Origin of the sequence: Pseudoalteromonas rubra (genome assembly GCF_000238295.3) — a bacterium.
Classification (GTDB): domain Bacteria; phylum Pseudomonadota; class Gammaproteobacteria; order Enterobacterales; family Alteromonadaceae; genus Pseudoalteromonas; species Pseudoalteromonas rubra.
This window is the reverse complement of sequence record NZ_AHCD03000027.1, coordinates 213,143-232,751: the sequence shown is the minus strand read 5'-3', so window position 1 is coordinate 232,751 and position 19,609 is coordinate 213,143. Positions and strand designations below refer to the sequence as shown.

General features: G+C 48.6%; 16 protein-coding genes. 11 read left to right on the top strand and 5 right to left on the bottom strand.

All coding sequences use genetic code 11. From position 1 onward, the window contains the following. Positions 1-76: 76 nt before the first annotated feature. From chrA to PRUB_RS05405, 3 genes are all read left to right on the top strand, one after another. Positions 77-1,225 carry a chromate efflux transporter gene (gene chrA / locus PRUB_RS05415; protein WP_010384162.1) on the top strand — a complete coding sequence of 383 codons (1,149 nt, stop codon included), beginning with the start codon at positions 77-79 and terminating at the stop codon, positions 1,223-1,225. A 163-nt stretch (positions 1,226-1,388) separates the two neighbouring features. After that, positions 1,389-2,222 (top strand): mechanosensitive ion channel family protein, encoded by an 834-nt coding sequence (locus tag PRUB_RS05410; RefSeq protein WP_010384161.1) that lies wholly within the window; start codon positions 1,389-1,391, stop codon positions 2,220-2,222. A gap of 131 nt (positions 2,223-2,353) precedes the next feature. Beyond that, positions 2,354-5,074 (top strand): methyl-accepting chemotaxis protein, encoded by a 2,721-nt coding sequence (locus tag PRUB_RS05405; RefSeq protein ID WP_010384160.1) that lies wholly within the window; start codon positions 2,354-2,356, stop codon positions 5,072-5,074. Here the strand turns inward: PRUB_RS05405 and PRUB_RS05400 are convergent. From PRUB_RS05400 to PRUB_RS05390, 3 genes are all read right to left on the bottom strand, one after another. Then, entirely contained in the window at positions 5,071-6,156 is a 1,086-nt protein-coding gene (locus PRUB_RS05400) for a hypothetical protein (protein ID WP_010384158.1), read from the bottom strand. The genes PRUB_RS05405 and PRUB_RS05400 overlap by 4 nt on opposite strands. A 147-nt stretch (positions 6,157-6,303) precedes the next feature. After that, the gene (locus PRUB_RS05395; RefSeq protein WP_010384156.1) at positions 6,304-6,552 is read right to left on the bottom strand and encodes a hypothetical protein; all 249 of its coding nucleotides are present in this window, start codon (positions 6,550-6,552) and stop codon (positions 6,304-6,306) included. A gap of 82 nt (positions 6,553-6,634) precedes the next feature. Then, positions 6,635-8,515 (bottom strand): monovalent cation:proton antiporter-2 (CPA2) family protein, encoded by a 1,881-nt coding sequence (locus PRUB_RS05390; RefSeq protein WP_010384154.1) that lies wholly within the window; start codon positions 8,513-8,515, stop codon positions 6,635-6,637. Positions 8,516-8,848: 333 nt separating this feature from the next. On the opposite strand from PRUB_RS05390, the gene PRUB_RS05385 reads away from it, so the two are divergent. Together PRUB_RS05385 and PRUB_RS05380 are read left to right on the top strand one after the other, a co-directional pair. After that, complete coding sequence (locus tag PRUB_RS05385) at positions 8,849-10,030, top strand: acyltransferase family protein (RefSeq protein ID WP_010384153.1); 1,182 nt, start codon at positions 8,849-8,851, stop codon at positions 10,028-10,030. A gap of 431 nt (positions 10,031-10,461) precedes the next feature. Then, positions 10,462-11,352, top strand: coding sequence for a DUF2306 domain-containing protein (locus PRUB_RS05380; RefSeq protein WP_010384152.1), 891 nt, complete (start codon positions 10,462-10,464; stop codon positions 11,350-11,352). An 84-nt stretch (positions 11,353-11,436) separates the two neighbouring features. On the opposite strand, the gene PRUB_RS05375 is transcribed toward PRUB_RS05380, so the two are convergent. Beyond that, positions 11,437-13,506, bottom strand: a complete 2,070-nt coding sequence (locus PRUB_RS05375; RefSeq protein ID WP_242065216.1) for a S9 family peptidase — start codon at positions 13,504-13,506, stop codon at positions 11,437-11,439. Positions 13,507-13,644: 138 nt separating this feature from the next. Here PRUB_RS05375 and PRUB_RS05370 point away from each other — a divergent pair, with 138 nt between their 5' ends. Further along, on the top strand, positions 13,645-14,160 hold the full coding sequence (locus PRUB_RS05370; RefSeq protein WP_010384150.1) for a hypothetical protein: 516 nt from the start codon (positions 13,645-13,647) through the stop codon (positions 14,158-14,160). Positions 14,161-14,163: 3 nt separating this feature from the next. Next, complete coding sequence (locus PRUB_RS05365) at positions 14,164-14,376, top strand: helix-turn-helix domain-containing protein (protein WP_010384149.1); 213 nt, start codon at positions 14,164-14,166, stop codon at positions 14,374-14,376. A 49-nt stretch (positions 14,377-14,425) separates the two neighbouring features. Here PRUB_RS05365 and PRUB_RS05360 read toward each other — a convergent pair whose 3' ends face one another. After that, entirely contained in the window at positions 14,426-15,220 is a 795-nt protein-coding gene (locus PRUB_RS05360) for a putative porin (RefSeq protein WP_010384148.1), read from the bottom strand. 169 nt (positions 15,221-15,389) lie between these two features. On the opposite strand from PRUB_RS05360, the gene PRUB_RS05355 reads away from it, so the two are divergent. From PRUB_RS05355 to PRUB_RS05340, 4 genes are all read left to right on the top strand, one after another. Then, positions 15,390-16,061: a response regulator gene (locus tag PRUB_RS05355; protein WP_010384147.1), complete on the top strand. Its 672-nt coding sequence runs from the start codon at positions 15,390-15,392 to the stop codon at positions 16,059-16,061. Continuing rightward, positions 16,058-17,506, top strand: a complete 1,449-nt coding sequence (gene creC / locus PRUB_RS05350; protein ID WP_010384146.1) for a two-component system sensor histidine kinase CreC — start codon at positions 16,058-16,060, stop codon at positions 17,504-17,506. Before PRUB_RS05355 ends, creC begins: the two co-directional genes overlap by 4 nt. A gap of 77 nt (positions 17,507-17,583) precedes the next feature. Further along, positions 17,584-18,927 (top strand): cell envelope integrity protein CreD, encoded by a 1,344-nt coding sequence (creD, locus tag PRUB_RS05345; RefSeq protein WP_010384145.1) that lies wholly within the window; start codon positions 17,584-17,586, stop codon positions 18,925-18,927. 290 nt (positions 18,928-19,217) lie between these two features. Beyond that, positions 19,218-19,535: a hypothetical protein gene (locus PRUB_RS05340; protein ID WP_010384143.1), complete on the top strand. Its 318-nt coding sequence runs from the start codon at positions 19,218-19,220 to the stop codon at positions 19,533-19,535. Positions 19,536-19,609: the final 74 nt, after the last annotated feature.

Here is a 19,609-nt window from a genome sequence, read left to right as displayed (position 1 = left end):
TCAAAACTATTAATTTGAATCATTCTACGTCATTTTTTACTCTAGCGGCAGTTGTGATAACAGAGCGCGCATTGTTATGTTTGCTATTTTTAAAACCTTCTTTTTACTTGGCTGGGTAAGCTTTGGTGGTCCGGCAGCACACATAGGTTACTTCCGCCAAACCTTTGTGGAGAAACGCAAATGGCTGGATGACGCCGATTATGCTCAGCTGGTTGCGCTGAGTCAGTTTTTGCCCGGCCCCGGATCAAGCCAGGTCGGATTCGCTCTGGGCTACAAACGCGGTGGACTAAGTGGTGCCTGCGCGGCCTTCATCGGCTTTACGCTACCGTCAGTCATTATCATGGTTCTGCTGGCACTCATGGCCAGCCAGGTGACCGACACCAGTGTGTTTCAAAACCTGGTGCACGGGCTTAAGCTGCTTGCCATTGTGGTTGTTGCCGACGCCGCCTGGGGGATGTATAAGAACTTTTGTAAAAGCACCCTCACTGTCAGCGTGTGCGTTATTACGGCCATCGCCCTGCTGTTACTCCCGGGTATCTTTACACAAATGGCGGTGCTGTTGCTGGCAGCCCTGATTGGCGTCTTTTACCTGCGCGGCAATACCCAAAAGGCGCATTCCAGTGCCACTTTCAAAGCAAGCTGGCTGCCTTTGGTGGCGTTTGCGGGCTTATTTATTGGTCTGCCTTTTATCGCCCACCTGAACCCCTCAGCGGCCCTGCTTAATGACTTTTATCAGGCTGGCAGTCTGGTGTTTGGCGGCGGTCACGTGGTACTGCCACTGCTGCAAAACATTGTCGGTGACGCCCTCAGTCAGGATACCTTTTTGGCAGGATATGCCGCTGCTCAGGCAGTGCCCGGCCCAATGTTTACGTTTGCCACTTATCTTGGCTACGCATTGATGCCAGCAAATCCTGTCACAGGCGCACTGGTGGCGACTTTAGCCGTGTTTTTGCCTGGCTTTTTGCTATTACTGGGCGTGCTCAAAAATTGGCAACTACTCGCCAATCGACCCGCAGTGGCAGGCGCGCTGAGTGGTGTCAATGCCGCTGTGGTTGGATTACTGGTGGCTGCGCTTTATCAACCCGTCTTTACCAGTGCAGTGCATTCAGCACAGGATATTGCCCTGGTCCTGGTCGGCTTTTACCTGTTAAAACACCTCAAGTTACACATTGTCTGGCTGGTCGTCACCTTTATGGTGGCCGGAGTCGCTCAGGGGTTCCTCTGATATCATTTAACGTGGTGGTCTGTGGACCACCCGTATCGCTTATCACCCAATCTTGGCAAGATCACCCTCTTCAGGTTGAACTATCTCGTGTCTGCAACTAGCTTTTAAACGCATGATTGCAAACGCTCTGTGACTCTCTCAATTATTTTACCGAGGTAGGTGTATGGAAAGCTTCTTAGAAAAAATCGATATCAATCAATATTTACCTGTCGCCGTTGACTGGGCAACCAACCTGGTACTGGCATTATTAATACTGATCATTGGCATCTGGCTGGCGGGCAAAGCTTATAAAGCGGTTGTCTCTGTGGCGAATCGCTATGACAAGCTCGATGATACTCTGTTTAAATTTTTTGGCAGTGTTGCCAAGTACACAGTATTGGCCTTTGTCGGCATCGCAGTGCTCAATCGGTTTGGTGTACAAACCGCCTCTATCATTGCTTTGCTCGGTGCCGCCGGACTTGCGGTAGGCCTGGCACTGCAAGGCACCCTATCCAACCTCGCGGCGGGCGTTATGCTGTTAATTTTCCGCCCCTACAAAGTCAACGACTTTATCGACACAGCAGGACAATTTGGCAAAGTGACTGAAATTGATATGTTTACGACCATATTGCAAACCTTCGACAACCAACAAATCGTGATCCCCAATAGTCATATCTGGGGCAGTAAAATCGTTAACCACTCACACCATGCAATTCGCGGTGTCGATATGCGTTTTGGCGTTGCTTACAATGAAAACACAGATGAGGCCAGGGCTGTGATCCAATCCGTTTTGCAGGCGCACCCCCATATTTTGTCAGATCCGGCCCCATTTGTAGAAGTGGAGTCGCTCAATAACAGCTCAGTGGACTTTTTAGTCAGACCGTTTTGCGACGGCGCACATTATTTTGATGTGCTTTATTCCGTACCTGAGCAAGTGAAAAAAGCCCTCGATGAAGCCAATATAGAGATCCCCTTCCCTCATCGTAAAGTGATTCTGGTGAACGAAAGCGACGCCTGATCTTGCTATAAATGGTGCAGCCTGTTGATGGGCTGCTCCGTATAAAACCTTATCTCACGCACAAACTTGGGTGCGCTGTTATTCCTTGTCTATAGTGTGTATAGATAATCCACTACATACCAGGATGTGATATGGCGCTCTTCGGCTTTTCAAGAACAAAAACAACAGAACCACAAATCACCCTTCCGCAAACATTGCCTTGGCTAAAGCTCGACCGGCACGGTAATATTCTCGCCACCAGCGAGGCTTTTAATACCGCACTGGCTTTTTCGAGCAGCGCCCCACCCAAGACATTATCAGCACTGTGCAATCGTCACAGCGACTACCAGACGTTACAAAATGCACTGCAAAAACGTCAACATAACAACGCGCAGATCTGCACCATGCACAATATCGAGGGCACAGAGTTTCACGTCTCAGTACAACTGTGCCCGCTGGATGAGTCACACAGCTTTGCGGTGATCCAGGATGTAACAGCACAGTATCAACCTTTGGTGGACGCCACTTCAGCCACACAAGCGTTAACAAACGCACAACCCTGGGCAGAGCTGGACCTGCGAGGCACGGTATTGCATGCCAACGAGCACTTCTTATCCCTTGTGGATGCCACAAGACAGCAGTTGATTAATCAACACTATCAGCAATTTGTGGTCAATGAACAGCTCAATGCCGCTTGCTGGGAAGCCCTTTGTGAAGGCCAGACAATTGAGTGTGACCTTAAATGGCAGACCTCGGAGCAAACATTTCCCTGGCTGCATGCCAAACTGGTTCCGGTGCCGGATCCACACCAACGCACAGCGAAAGTCCTATTGTTAGCCAGCGATATCTCAAAGCAAAAACACACAATAATCAATCTTAACAGTCAAATTGACGGGATCCGCAACGCCCAGGCAGTCATTGAGTTTACCCTCGATGGCACCATAGTAACGGCCAATCAAAATTTTCTTGATGTAATGGGTTATCAGCTTGAAGAGATCCAGGGTCAGCACCACCGCCAGTTTGTCAGCGCAAAAGAAGCAGCCAGTGATGCGTATGCGGCATTCTGGCAAGCTCTGGGCAGAGGCGAGCTTCAGTCAGGAGAGTTTAAACGAGTCAACAAACGTGGAGAAGCGGTATGGATCCAGGCGCACTATACCCCTTTATATGATGAGAATGGGCGACTCTGGAAAATCATGAAGTTCGCCTCTGACATTACCGCAGACAAACTGAATGCCTTTGAGGCACAAGGGCAAATAGAAGCTATCAATCGCTCTCAGGCGGTGATCCAATTCAATTTAGACGGGACCATTTTAGACGCCAACGACAACTTTTTGAGTGCCATGGGTTATAGCAAAGAGGAAATCATCGGCCAGCACCACAGGCTGTTTGTTGAGCCCAAGTATGCTCAAAGTGAGGAATATCAGCAGTTTTGGCAAGACCTGAAGAATGGCCATTTCCATTCTGGTGAATTTTTTCGACTGGGCAAACATGCCAAACCTATCTGGATCAGTGCAACTTATAACCTGATCCGTGATGATGAGGGCAACCCGCTGAAAGTGGTTAAATACGCCATGGATATTACCCATCAGAAGCAAGTCACAGCGGATCTGGAAGGGCAAGTACAGGCCATTCATAAATCTCAGGCGGTTATTGAGTTTGAAATGGACGGTACCATACTGTGGGCCAATGACCTGTTTTTAGCAACCATGGGCTACACTCTCGACGAGGTCAAAGGCCAGCATCACCGCATGTTTGCCACCCCGGAGCAGGCGCAAAGCAACGAATATCAACAATTCTGGGCACAGCTCAATCGCGGTGAGTTTGACGCAGGGCAGTATATGCGGATAGCCAAAAATGGCCAGGAAATCTGGATCCAGGCAACCTATAACCCCATTCTTGATCAACACGGTCGTCCCGTGAAAGTGGTGAAATATGCCACAGACATCACTGCGCAAAAGCAGGCTGTGCAGCATATCAAAAACGCCATTTTTGCACTTGAGCAAGGCGATTTAACCCACCGGATCACCGCTGAACTGGGAGAGGACTTCTCTGTGCTGACGCAGGCAATGAATGGTCTGTTCGACAAGCTCAGCGAGCTGGTTCAGACCATCAATAACGGGGCGGCTCAGGTGTTTGATATCGCCCGGCAAATCGCCTCCAATAATGAAGAGCTCAATAGCCGGGTAGAAAGTCAGGCAGCCAGTTTGGAAGAAACCGCCGCCACAATGGAGCAACTTACAGCGACGGTGAAAAATAACGCGATCAGCGCAACCACAGCGTCAGAACGGGCAGCGGATGTCCGTGAAAAAGCACTCAGTGGTAAACAAACCATTGAAGATGCCATCAATGCGGTTGGTAATATTGAAAGCTACAGCAGAAAAATCTCCGACATCGTTGGCGTGATTGATGAAATTGCCTTTCAAACGAACCTGCTGGCACTCAATGCCTCGGTTGAGGCCGCCAGAGCAGGCGAAGCTGGCAGAGGGTTTGCCGTGGTCGCCAGTGAAGTGCGTAACCTGGCACAACGCAGTGCCAGCGCAGCCAAAGAGATTAAAGCGCTCATCAAGAACAGTGTTGACGCCGTTACCGAAGGAAGCAAACTGGTTTATGATTCTGGCACAACTTTCGATGAGTTGACGCAGTCGATTACACAAGTCAGTGACATGGTCTCGAACATTGACGATGCCAGCAAAGAGCAAGCATCAGGTATTGCCGCGGTATGCTCTACCATTGCACAAATGGATGGCATTACTCAGCAAAATGTCTCCCTGGTCGAAACTACGTCAAAGTCAGGCAAAACCATGGAGAGTCAGGCCCGGGTGTTGACCGATCAGGTTGCCTTTTTCAACCTGGAGGACAGCCGCTTATCTTAGCGGCTGTTCGGTTGATACTCACGAATAAAACTGTATTCAAATTTGCCCGTATTGAGTTCAGCGCAAACGGGCTCAAAGCCGTAGCTACGAATGCTGTCAATTTCTGCGCTGATGGGAGACTCATCGGTCAGCTGAGACAAGCCGTTGATTAGCATCAATGCCTGGTTTTTATCATAGCGACAACCAAACTCAATGGTTTTAAACAGCTTAGCATAGTCATCGCCAAGCTCTGCCGCTTCCTCAACTTGCTGACTTCCCTGACTCCCCCCGTTGATGATGCCCAGAATAAACAAAGCTCGGGGTTCAGCCCGTTGCTCCGTCAAATGGATCAGGATGGTTTTCGCTTTGAACTCAGAGTGTACAAACTGGCCCTTATTTCTGCCATATTCGTCTATCCGATAACCGCTAAAATAGGCGTAGGCATAATGCAACGCTTGTCTGGTTGAGAGGGCTTTAAGACCCTGAGGTGTGACGTCAATTTCGTTTTTCTGAGCGCGCAGTAATCGCTGTTGCTGCTGTTCATCTAGCTCCTGATCAATCAATAACTGCTCCGCTGTCGTAACACCATATATTGCCATCAGGCCGGTGGCCAGCGAAGTGCTCATTAAAACGGGTAACACAATGAACCAACGGTTTTTCAACTTTTTCCGACTTGCATGCTGCTGTTTTTCCGCGAGCTCAAAAAAAGCCCGGTGTTCAGAAAATGGTACCTTTTTACGCGCCAGATACACACTGGACCAAACACCAATGACATATAAAATACCCAATATCATCAGCCAGGTATCGTTACTGACAATTAATTCCAGTGCCAGGGCCAGAAAAACCAACCAGGCATGCACTACAACGGCGATAACACCAAATACTTTCTGATAGCCCCGACCGTGAAACCGGATCACTAAGCCGACCAGCACACCACTGACGGCCAGCATTAAGGGACCAAAGTCTGCGTTTAATGTAAAAGCACCAAACCAGGCAAATAAAATGGGAAACACCCACAATCCACCAGCAATCGCTGCACCCAGCGCGTTTTGTTTATTGAGCCGATGTTCAACTTTAGCTAACTCTTCACAAGGAACCTGCATCTGACTTTCCTGTTTTTATTGTTGTTTTGTTTTTTATTATCATATCAGCATAAAGCATAGGCCTGTGTGGGCACTTCCCACTGTGGGCCCAGAGGGAGGCAGATGTATACAAATCAAAACGACCCGATACATCTGACCAGCACTTGATTAGTGTGCTTTCTTCGGCCCCTGACGCACAAGGTCCTTGCCATTATCAAACACCTCTTGCGTCACCCAGCGACCCAGGATCAACTGATGATTATCATCCAGCACAGCAACAAATGGCCGGCCGTTGCTATTATTCGTCGCCAACGCCACACCTGCTGCGTTATTCAGACCTAACCCACCACTTTCTACCAGCTGTAAAAACGCTTCCAGTTCGTCCAGTGTGCTGATCAATTCTTTATCGTCAATCATGTTTCGTACTCAGTTGTCGCTCAAAGCGTGTAGCATATCAGGTCTGTCACTGTCTGCACCAGCATTGGCATGGTGATCTTCGTCAGTCCTGTTTCGTGACGTCATCGCTCCCCTGTCCACCCCTGTGTTCGGCTTGCATCGCTGCTTTGATGGCTTCCTCAGTCTGAATGAATAGCTTACGAAAATCATGGTCGTATTGCTGGCCATCGCTACCATGTTGCCAGGTGTCGTAGAGCTGTTCGGATGCAGCCTGCTCGGTTTCCCAAAAGGCTTGCTTTTTCTGCGCCGCAGTGTCTGGCGCAAACCCCAGACAGGTAAGCGCCTGTGCCCCCAGATTAAGCGCTGAATGATACGTTTCACTGACAATCACATCCGCGCCGGCATGTTTCAATTCGTAGTGATGGCCTCGGTCAAAAGCTCTGGCCAACACTGTCACCCCGGGATGACTATGCTTGACCGCCTGCACCAGTGCCTTCGCACTTTCTCTGTCATCAATGGCAACAACCAGTAAGGCAGCTTGCTCAATGCCCGCGGTATGCAGCAATTCAGGCCGTGTGGCATCGCCAAAGTAAGCCTTGACCTGAATGCGGCGCATTGACTCCACCTGAGCTGCATCCAGGTCCATCACCACAGTGTGAACGCCATTGGCGATGAGTAAACGATTAACAATTTGCCCAAAACGACCGATCCCTGCGATGATCACCTGCCCGTGTTCATCAATCTCATCATACCCCTGCTGATTAGTCGTATGTTGATATCGGGGTAAAATCACTTTGTCGTAGAGAATAAACAAAGTCGGTGTCAAAAACATGGACAGAGCCACAACCAGCTGCAGCAAGCTCACTGTTTCGGGTGGGATGACATGGTTTTGCAGTGCGTAACTTAACAGCACAAAACCAAATTCTCCGGCCTGAGATAAACTCAGCGCAAACAACCAGCGATCGCTATTATGGATTTTAAACACCATAGCGAGCCCCCACAGTACTGCGGCTTTTACCAGCATCACGGTTAGCGTCAGGCTCAGGATCAAAAGTAAGTGCTCAGAGAGTATGGCAAAATTGATCCCTGCCCCCACTGTAATGAAAAACAGCCCCAGCAACAGACCTTTAAAGGGCTCAATATTTGATTCAAGCTCATGACGGAATTCGCTGTTCGCCAGCACCACGCCAGCCAGAAAAGTCCCCAGTGCCGGAGACAGCCCGACCAGACTCATCAAAGTCGCGATGCCAATCACAAGCAACAACGCGGTTGCGACAAAGATTTCCCGTAACCCGGAGTTAGCAACATAATGGAACAAGGGACGACTCAGATAATGACCTATCACAACCACACCGGCGATACTGGCAAAAATAGCACCCGCGTAGGCCCAGGTCGGTAAACCTGCAACCAGACTCAATGTTTCATGATGTTCCGCTGTGGTTTGCAGCGCTTGCGCTGCACTCATTAACTCAGGTAAGGCCAAGACAGGGATAAATGCCAGTATCGGTATCACAGCAATGTCCTGCATCAGTAACACAGAAAACGCATTTTGCCCGCCCTCAGTTTTCGTCAGACCTTTCTCATTCAATGTTTGCAACACAATGGCGGTCGACGACAAAGAAAAGACCAGACCGATTGCCACCGCAATGGAAAGTGGCTGACCCAGTAGCCAGGCAATGCAGGCAAGCAACAGAGCACTCGCAACCACCTGCAAGCCACCGAGCCCGAGCAGCCGGTGACGCATTTTCCACAGCATCTGAGGGTGTAACTCCAGCCCCACCAGAAACAACATCATCACCACGCCGAACTCAGCAAAGTGTTGTATAGTCACCGTCTCCTTGCCGACGACACCTGCTACAGGGCCGATCAGCACACCCGCTATCAGGTAACCCAATACGGAGCCAAGCCCCAGGCGTTTTGCCAGTGGCACCATCACCACCGCCGCGGCCAGATAGATAAAGGCCTGAATAAAATAGCCGGTCATGCGAGGACGTCCTCCATGGTTAAACGCTTTATCACCGAGCAACGACCGGGACCATTACCGGGTGACTGCTGTTGAAATGGTTTCATACTCAAACATCTCTATTTTGCGCGCAAATCTTTTACACTTTAGTACGAAACGAATGACTGTGCCGACGGCACACTGCATTTGCACGTGTCCATACATTCACAACCAAGTCTGATTTTTGCAATCGCCCACTAAATCATGGACAAGCATCCAGGCGTATACTTTTTAGCCCCCACCCTGCTACATCAGTATTCTCCCGAACTGTTTGGTGATAATCTGTTCATAGTCGCAGCTTTAAGGATAAACGTTATGCACTCTTCCCCTCGTTTTCACTACATAGATAACTTGCGTAGCCTGGCACTTTTGCTGGGCGTGGTGTTCCATGCAGCGCTGGCCTATGGCCCTTACTTCTCAAATATCTGGTTTACCGCCGATCCGAGCAAGCATGTCGCTTTTGAGTACTTTGCTATCTGGTCGCACTTATTCAGAATGCCGCTGTTTTTCGCCATCGCCGGGTTTTGCGCCGCATTGCTGATCAGTAAACGCGGGGGTAATGCCTTTATCAGCAATCGCCTCAAACGCGTTTTTTTGCCCTTTATGATATTTTTTCCGCTGACCATGCTGGTACTCGTTCATGCGCTCGGCTGGGGCGCAGAAATCGTTCATGAAAAGCCGGGCCTGTTTACCATTTTTCAGTCCGTTGACGAACCGCTCATCTCCACCATGCACTTGTGGTTTCTATGGAATCTAACCCAGTTCTGCTGCATCATCTGGTTATTGCAAAGATATACTCAGGTCTATCAATCCATACTCGCCTTTGTCGTGCGCCCCCTGTTTTTGGGAGTAGCTTTGCCAGTACTGCTCACGCTTGCCATGCACCAGCAGCTGGTGCCATTCCCGGCGCCTGATAAGCTATATCCGCAACTCTGGTCCTACGGGTTTTATGGCATCCTGTTTTTAATCGGTGCCGGACTCTATCATCACCATACCCGGGTAGAACAATACACCAGATACTTTACGCCTTTACTGATACTGGCTTGTGTGTCATTACTGCCTTACTTTTACCTGATGGACCCACCCCCCTCCATAGAGACCATCATTCGGGCAGCGAATACCGGAGACATGACACCTGAACACATCAATCTCTACGCCGTGCTCGCACAATCGGTCGCCATCGTTAGCTGGACCGGTGTTGCCTTTCTGGCCGGATATAAATGGCTCAATCAATACAGTCAGCTGAACAAATATATGTCCGACGCGTCATACTGGATTTACCTCATCCATGTACCGGTACTGATGTACATCCAGTTTCCACTGAGCAATACCACGCTGCCATTATTGCTCAAGCTTGTCATTTCGGTCACCGCGACCCTTACAATCGGTTTGGCAAGTTATCAGTTATTGGTCAGACACACCTGGATAGGCGTTTTGTTAAATGGCAAAAAAGCAAAACCAAGCACCTCACCTCAACATGTGGAATCTGCTTCTTAGGTGTATTTTGGGTCGGTATCCTGAAAACGGGCTGTCTGTTTACTCCATCGCTCCGTTAGCAAAAGAGACATCGGGCCCAAACAATTAGGAGGGGTCGCTCCCCCTCCTCCATACTCACAAATGCAAATAGACGAGTTCATTATCGGGTCCTTCTCACTTTGCAAGTCAATACACAAGTTGCAACGAATGAAGCGTTGGGTACCCAGAGTACATCTATTCTCCTCCATGTAGATAATAAAAGACCTTGTTTAGACAATACCTAGCAAACCCATGGCATACAGGCCACCCCCGAACCATAAAAATAAATCATTGATTAAATTACTTATTTTATATATTCAAACGCTATTTGGTATGAGCAGGCCCATTCGAACGACTGAACATCCTCTTCACGGCACACTTGAAAGCATATTCACAGTTACGAGGCCGTCATAATGGACAAAACACTTAATACGACTTCAGGGTCAGAAGCAATAAAAGAGGCTAGCGCCGCCAAATCGAACAAAGGTATATCATCACGCACTGCTGGCAAGACACTCAGTTACACTGCCATATTCTGGTTTATTTCCGTGTTACTCGGGCAATGGTTTTTCTTTTACTACATCATTAAGTTCTACGGATTTTCTGTGATCAATGACAACATGGAAATCTGGAACCGCTGGGAGGTTATGGGTGCAACCCCTTATCATGTGGGAGACTTTGCCGGTAACCTGGCATTTGCAGCGCACACAATCGGCGCAGGCATCGTCGCGTTCGGTGGCGTATTTCAACTTATTCCTAAGATGCGCAACCGCTTCCCCACTTTCCACAAAATCAATGGCTACGTCTATCTGCTTACCGTCATTCTGTTGGCTTTCTCAGGGTATTACCTGGTGTGGTTCAGAGACGCAAGCCCGATAGAACTTGGCGATATTGGCACCAGCATCAATGGTTCTTTGATCCTACTGTTCTCTTATTTAACGGTACGCAGCGCAATTAAAAAAGACATCGCGAGCCACAGAAAATGGGCTATCTACTTGTTTCTTGTATCAAATGCGCAGTGGTTCCTGAGAGTGGGTGTGTTTAGCTATCTGGTCACCGGTACCACCCTGGGTCTTAATCCCGCATTTGGAGACCCCTTCTTCCCTATGTGGACCTTTGGCTGCTTTTTAATCCCGCTACTGACCGCTACGCTCTACTTTTATGCACAACAAAGCCGCAATGCACAGGTCAAGCTGGCGATCAGCGTCATCTTATGTGCACTCACACTGCTTATGCTGATCGGTATTATGGGGTATACGCCATTTCTGCTATCCGTTATGTCTGAAGATCCCATCTCCTTCTGATACCTCAGCACTGACCCAATCACAAAAAGCAGGGCGATGATACCATCGCCCTGTTTTAGTTTAATAAAGCCTGCTTAACCGAGGTTATAACTGATTGACATCGACACGCAAAGTATCCAAATGTGCGCTGATGGCTGGATTAACCGTGTTAGAGGTGCCGCCACCCAAGTGTTTGGCGAAGAAGCGCTCCATTGCCACGATAGAGGCCAGTTTATTGTTTTGCTTCATAAACCCATGCCCTTCGTCTTTTGCCAGAATATATTCGAGAGGGTGATTTTTAGCGGCCAGCGCTCTGGCAATATTATCCGATTCAACCTGTGTCACACGCGGATCGTTTGCCCCCTGTACCAGCATCAAAGGCGCTTTGATTTGGTCAACAAAGTTAATCGGTGAACGTGATTCCATATCTGCTCTGTCCTTTGCAATCTCAGGGTCGCCTACAGAGACATACCAGGTCCCCAGATAAGGGCGATAGTGTGCCGGGAAAGACTCCATCAAAGTCACCAGGCTGGATGGACCAACATAAGAAATCACGGCTTTGTATACGTCTGGTGTAAATGTCGCACCAGCAAGTGCAGCATACCCGCCGTAGGAAGCCCCCATAATACCCACGCGTTGTTTATCAGCAATGCCCTGCTCTATCAGGTAATTTACACCATCTGTTAAGTCATGCTGCATAGTGCCTGTGCCCCAGTTTTTCTCGCCCAGCTGAATAAAGCGCTTACCGAATCCCAATGAGCCACGGAAGTTAGGTTGCAGCACCGCATAGCCGCGGTTGGCAAAATAATGCGCCACAGGAACAAAATAACCGCTGCTGTAGCCCCACTGATCTCGCGCCCAGGGACCACCATGTGGCAACACTATGGTTGGCAGGTTCTTATTCAGGTTTTTAGGTAAAGTCAGATATGCCTGGATTTCAACACCATCTGATGCCGTATAAGTAATAGACTTTCGGTCTCCCAACAACTCAGGATCAAACCCAGGAGCCTCATTCAACAGACCTGTCAGCTTATCCTGAGTCGGATAATACGCATATTTTTGATCCGGGCGGTCAGCAAAAGACACCGTCAGTAACCACTGATCTTCCTTATGGTTTATTTTATCGACTTTTAATTCAATATCTTGTGAGAAGCGACTCTGTATTTGTTGTAACGCTTTAGCCGCACTATCGGTCAGTGGGTAATTACGCAACTTACCGCCATAATAAGATACTATCAGTGGTTGCCCTTGCTCATCGAACACAACATGGTGCAGATCCGAGCTTTGCTGGGGGTCAAGGTGAACCGTCTCTGTCGACTTAGTCGCTAAATCCACTTTGATCAGTTCCTGTTTATCGCGCCCTTCAATGCTGCCTGCGATAAAAGCGGTATTGGTTTGCTCATCAAAGCTGATGATCTCCAGGATCTCTCCCGGTTCAGTGGTCATCACCTTGAGCCAGCGCCCGTCTGTGAATGTGTACATGCTTCTGGAGTTATCAGCGTTGAGCGCCAGCCCCAACGCCACCTGACCCGATTTATTCAGCTGTGTCTCAAACAGACTCACGCTGTTAGTCTGAGTTTGCGTCAATTCGCCCTTATCCACCGTCAGGTGAAAGTAATCAATGCGCTCCGGTGTTACGTGATTGGCAGCGACAGCCAAAATATTTGCATCCTGCTCAGACTGTCCCAACAGCATGTAATCGACCGCATCATTATGCGTGAGTCTCGTCATAGTGCTGGCTGTCAGATCTGTGCTGTTCAGCGCCAGTTTATAAATCTGGCTATTTTCATTGCCCTGATGATCCTTAGAAAACAAGATCTCGTTGCGATTGGCAGACCAGATAAAACTGTCAACCGAATCGATGAGGTTAGTCACAGGTACAGGTATCGCATCAGACTTATCGGCAGCCACCACAAACAGGTTATGTGCGCCGTTGTGCATTTTCAGAAATGCGATCCACTGGCCATCCTTTGACATCGCAATCGACTTTTTCTCACTGGTGCTGAATAAACTCTCCACATCCACAAATGCCGAAACATGCTGAACCGACTCTGCCTCACTCACTGGCTGCTTGTCGCTCAGCGTACAGCCTGACAACACAGCCGTAGTACCCAGTACGGTACTCAGTGCAACACTCAACGCTAATCTGGTTACGGTGCTTTTATTTTTCATCATGTCACTCCTTCTCTTTGTTGAAAATATCATTACACGGATTTTTATTATTGTAAAACGATAATTTATTTTCTTTTTTCAGAAATTAGTTTCTGTGTGATATGATTCTCATCAAGAACAACATAGAAACAAGGGATCTTTATGGTCAAATCGACAGACAAAATTCAGCGCTGGTGCGGCACCTTCCGCGCTGTGGTGCTGGGTATCAGTGGCTTGGTATTTTCGTTTCTTATTTATCACCTGATCATCAATGGTCAGGTACGGTATATCGAAAGCGAGTCATTCAATTTATTGTGGGAAAGTGAGCAAGTCAGTCACGGCATGTTGTTTAGTCTCACTCTCCCCTTGCTGGCTGGGATGCTACTTAGTGTGTACTGGATAATCAGGCTATTAAAACTCTTTAGTGGCGGACAGTTTTTTCATAACAACTGTTACACCTGCTATCAGGGATTTATCTGGACAAAAATTGCATTGGTCCTCTATTCGTGTGGCCTGAATTTTTTTCTGGATTACTGGTATCACACGCTCTACCATTCAAACCAGGTGGTGCTGAAAATCCCTTTTGGTGAGCTCACGACGCTCGGACTCTTCGCTGTGGTGGCCTATCTGCTTAAAGCAGCAAAAGAAATCGAAGATGAAAACAAGGAGTTCGTTTAAGCTATGGAGATTGTTGTGAACTTAGATGTGGTGATGGCAATGCGCAAAGTGTCATCCAAAGAGCTGGCCAAAGCCATAGGGATCACCGAAGCAAATTTGTCTTTGCTCAAACGCGGTAAGGTGAAGGGGGTGCGCTTTGAAACACTGGCACAGATCTGTCGATATTTAGACTGTCAGCCCGGCGATCTGTTGGCCTTTAAACCAGACGAAGCGTGATTATTTAACAGGGTTGCAGGCCGCTGCAACCCCATTTTATCCGTGGGCCTTAGAATTGCGCCACAAACTGCAAACTGGTTTCTTCACCAGCATCACGATCTATGTATTCAGCTCTCAGGTAGTAGCTGTCGTTAAAGAAGTACTTACCTTCCAGTGCTAAATCAGAGTCATAAGAGCCTACGCCCACAGCAATATTACGGTTAAAGTAATAGTTTACCAAAGCATTGGTATACGACTCATCGGTGTATCCTAGATCGACCTCATGATGAGATACATCCACGCTGATATAGCGCTCTGCATCCAGATGCATAAAGTAACGACCAGAGACCGTGTAATTGTCCATCTCATCATCTGTATCAATGGTTACACCCAAATAGTCGGTGTCATTGAGTTGATGATTGTACTCGGCTTTTAGCCAGGTGCTGTCAGCGCCCAGATCAGACTCATTGCGACGAACACTCAGTTTCAGCTTGTCGTTATACAGATATCCAATCCCGTAAGTGTAGTGGTCATCCATTTCACCCAGGTCACTCACCCGACCAATCACAAACACTTCTTTGTTGAAGTAACCTTCGCCCGCAAAAGCGAAACGGTCCACATATTCGTCGTTGTAATAACCCAGTGCAACATTACTATCCGTATCCAGATAGCCATAGTCATCCCAAACGCCTGAGCTTTGCTGCGGAGCAAAGAAATAACGGCTGCTAATCATCAACGCATCGTTATCATACGCACGGTCCTGATCGGTATACGTGACGCTGTTAAACCATTGCTTAGTCTCGGTAGCGTGGGCTGATGTGGCGGTGATGACGGCAAGTGCCGCAAGTGTGAATAGCTTTTTCATAAAAAACCTTTATTTCCATATAGTAAAGCGGTATCGCTCACCACTGTAGTGAGCGCGGCGCATCATATAGAAGCGAAACTGAATGCGCAATGACTTTCTCAGATTTTACCGAATTTCGCTTTACAGGTAATATGTTAGCCCGACGCGCTGAACAAACTGAATTTAATATATGACGATAGTAATCATTGAGGACGAGCCTGCCATTGCCGATACGCTGGTCCATATTCTTGAAATGGACGGGTTCGACGTACACTGGTTTACAACCGCAGGGGCTGGCTGCGAGTACTTACAGCAACACCCTGCCGATCTGTTGATCCTGGATGTTGGCCTGCCGGATGGAAACGGCTTTGACGTGTGCAAACAGCTACGCCAGTTTTCTGCTATTCCGATCATCTTCCTCACAGCGCGCAGCGATGAAATTGACCGTGTGGTTGGCTTAGAAATTGGCGCAGACGATTATGTCACCAAACCCTTCAGCCCCAGAGAAATGCTCGCCCGGGTCAAACTCAGACTCAAAAAACTACATCCGCCTCTGACAAGTGTGGCGACGGAGCAAGCACCTAAGTGGCAGGCCAAAAACTTTGATTATTACTACAAAGGGGCAGCACTTGGACTGACAGCATTGGAATTCAAGCTGCTTGACGTACTTATCACCCATACACCGCGCGTTCTGAGCAGAGCCCAGCTACTGGATGCAACCCAAGCGCCGGCTGACTGTGGTTATGAGCGCAACATCGACAGTCATATCAAAGCCATTCGGGTCAAAATGAAGCGCTATAACTGTGCAGAGTCGTTAAAAACTAAGCGAGGGTTTGGCTACTATTTCGAGGATATGGCGTGACAGCACGACACTGGCCACGTATTCCTCTGGGGCTGAGATTTTTCATGCTCTATCTGATATTGGTTTTGCTAACGACTTACGTGATCAGCAATACGATGCTCAGAGAGATTAAGCCAACCATACGTCAGGCAACCGAAGAAACCCTGGTCGATATGGCCAACCTGCTCGCCGTTGTCGTAGCAGAAGATCTGGCTCAGGGTACCACCAGCAACAGCCGTCTGGTTGAACTGATGAAAGTATATGGACAGCGAGAAGTCGATGCCGCAATTTGGGGAATTGAAAAGACCAACATGTCACACCGCATTTATCTCACGGATAATCGCGGTATTGTGGTTGCTGATTCCTGGCAGCAAGATGTCGGTACTGACTTTTCACAATGGAACGACGTATACCTGACTTTGCGCGGAGAATACGGTGCCCGCTCCAGTGCCACCGACCCTGATGATCCCCTGTCAACGGTTATGCATGTCGCCGCCCCGGTGATTTACCAGGATCAGATCATCGGCAGTCTCACCGTTGCCAAAGCAAACCGCTCGGTTCAGCCATTTATCGAGCACAGCCAGCAACGCATAGTGAAATGGCTCGCTCTGCTGAGCTTACTTGCGCTTCTTATAGGCGCACTCATCGCCTGGCGGATCAATTCAGCGGTGAGTAAACTCGCTGACTACGCAAGAAAAATGGGCCAGGGCGAGCAAGCTGATAAACCCCAATTCAGGGTCTTTTACGAGTATCGTCAACTCAGTGATGCCGTAGAACAAATGCGTAATCAACTCGATGGCAAAGTTTATATAGAACAATATGTTGAAACTTTAACGCATGAATTAAAAAGCCCACTGTCTGGGATCAAAGGGGCCAGCGAACTATTACAGATGCCGTTGAGTGATGATAAACGTCATCAGTTTGCACACAATATTGAGCGTGAAACCCAGCGAATGCAGCAGCTGATCGACAGGCTTCTGGAACTGGCCCGGCTGGAACAATTGCCCACGCTGAATACCCGACAATCCGTGTCAGTGGCACCTCTGCTTCACCAATGTGAGCAAATACTGGCCCATCGGGTACTGCAAAAATCGGTTACCTTCACCACGACACAGGCGCAGATATCAACGATCTACGGCGATCCCTTTTTGTTACAACAAGCGCTCCTTAATTTGCTGGAAAATGCCCTGGACTTTGTTCCCTCACACGGAGAGATCGGCTTGTCTGTCACCTCTGCCGGCGACACAGTTTCGTTCAGCATTTACAACACCGGCCCGGCAATCCCCGACTATGCGCTACCCAGATTATGTGAACGATTTTACTCCCTGCCTCGTGCCAACGGCGCAAAGAGCACCGGACTGGGTCTCAATTTTGTGGAGCGGGTTGCCAAACTGCACCAAGGTAAGTTGACCATCGACAACCGCGCGCAAGGCGTGGAAGCCACACTCACCATGAAAATTCCATAGAGTCTCCACATATCCCCCATTCTGACACCAATTATCTCGGTTAACCTGTCGGCAAATCAGGCCTAACCGAGATACTTATGACACAACAAATTACCGAAAAGACAGGGATAAAATTAGCCATCATCGCCGCAATCATTTTATTGCTGATGATCCCCATCGCCATGATCACCGACTTGATCGACGAGCGCTCCGCCACTGAGCACACTGTACAACAGGAAATTGCCCGCAGCACCAGCGGTACCCAATCTCTGATTGCCCCCTTTATCTATGCTGAGTATGAGGTATCCACAGAAGTCGATGGCGTACATACGCGCATAAAGCACCAACGCACCTTTCTTCCCAAGCAATTGACAGTAAAGGGATCGCTCGACACGTTCGAAAAGTACCGCAGCATATACAAGGCACAGCTATATCGTGCAGACTTGGCGCTCACCGGTCACTTTGACCCCCAACAACTGAGTGACTTGGCTGACCTCGCACCAACCCGGGTCGCCATGGTGTTAGGCGTCAGCGATATTCGGGGCATTGGCCTGAACACCCAGATTTCACTCAACGGACAAACCCACTCACTGGTTCCCGGCACCACATTAAGTTCTATAGAAGAAGGCGTGCACATTGCGCTGCCAATCGCAACATTGCGCGATAACGCTTTGGCGTTTGATATTCAATTAGATTTGCAGGGGATGACTTCATTGTCGATCGCCCCCCTGGGCGCTCGAACTGAGGTATCATTAGACGCCAATTGGCCACACCCCAGCTTTCAGGGAGAATATCTGCCCGTTCACTCTGAGATCACTGACACACACTTTAGCGCCAGCTGGCAGACCAGCTACTTTGCCACCAATATGAAAGAGCTATTTTCGCGTTGTATTTTTAAGCATCAGTGCGAGCAGTTAGAAGCACGCAATATGGGCGTGCGCCTCGTGGAGCCGGTTGACCATTACCTGAAAAGTCATCGTGCCACAAACTATGCACTGTTGGTGATTATTTTAGTGATATCGAGTTTCTTTCTGCTGGAACTCAGTAAAACCAAAGCCATCCACCCGGTACAATACGGGTTTGTCGGGCTGTCGCTAGCGGTCTTTTATCTGTTGCTGATTTCTCTGAGCGAGCACCTGGGCTTTGCCTGGGCCTATGCCCTATCGGCACTGGCAGCCATCCTGCTGTTGGTCAGCTACATTTGGGGGATACTGCAAAGCGCAAAGCTCAGTGCTGCTTACCTCATTGCTTTGAGTGCCCTGTATGCCATGCTCTACGCCATGTTGAGTGCCGAACATTATGCATTACTGCTGGGTAGCCTGTTGTGCTTCACGGTACTCGCGGCAGTTATGCTGGCGACCCGACACGTCAACTGGTATGGCACAACGCAGGCTGCTAGTGGACACCCCGCAGCTCAACACAGCAACTCACCGACTCAATAATCACCAAGGCATGTTGCAGATTTAGTCCGACATCACTGGCTTGCCATCCGTTAACACCACCGTTATCTGATGGCACGCATACATGAGAGCGCAATCAAAGCGCTTATACATAAGCTAACTTGGCGATAATAACGGCAAATGCCACAAATATACGTGACTTTCCCGTAAAAACTCATAGGTCCATAAAGTACAGTAGCTTGATCACGCCACGGCAGATAAAAATAGAGCAAACACCTATTGGTGACACCATATAAAAGACACACTTACACTTTATCTAAAAAGGACTAACCATGTTAAAAAAAGCAACAACCTTAGCACTTGCCCTGGCAACGTTTAGCTCAGTGGCTGTAACAAATCACAATGGTGAGATAGCCAATATGAGAACCTGGGTGTCCGGTTCGAATACGTATGGAGTCTGGGTTAGTTTGAAAAGTAACCCGAGTCTTTGTCCCGGTGGCTTTTACCTGCCTCACACATCTGACAATAAACAACTGGTTTACAGCACCTTACTCGCAGCACGCCTGTCTGGCAAACCCATTATGATCCAGGCTGCAGACAGCTCCTATAAAATTGGCGATCGATGCCGCATCAACTACGTTATGCTTTAAAAATCGCCAACCAGGGTGTTTAAACTGAACACCCTCATACTTCTCGATGACCCAAATAGAACAACCCCGTCCAA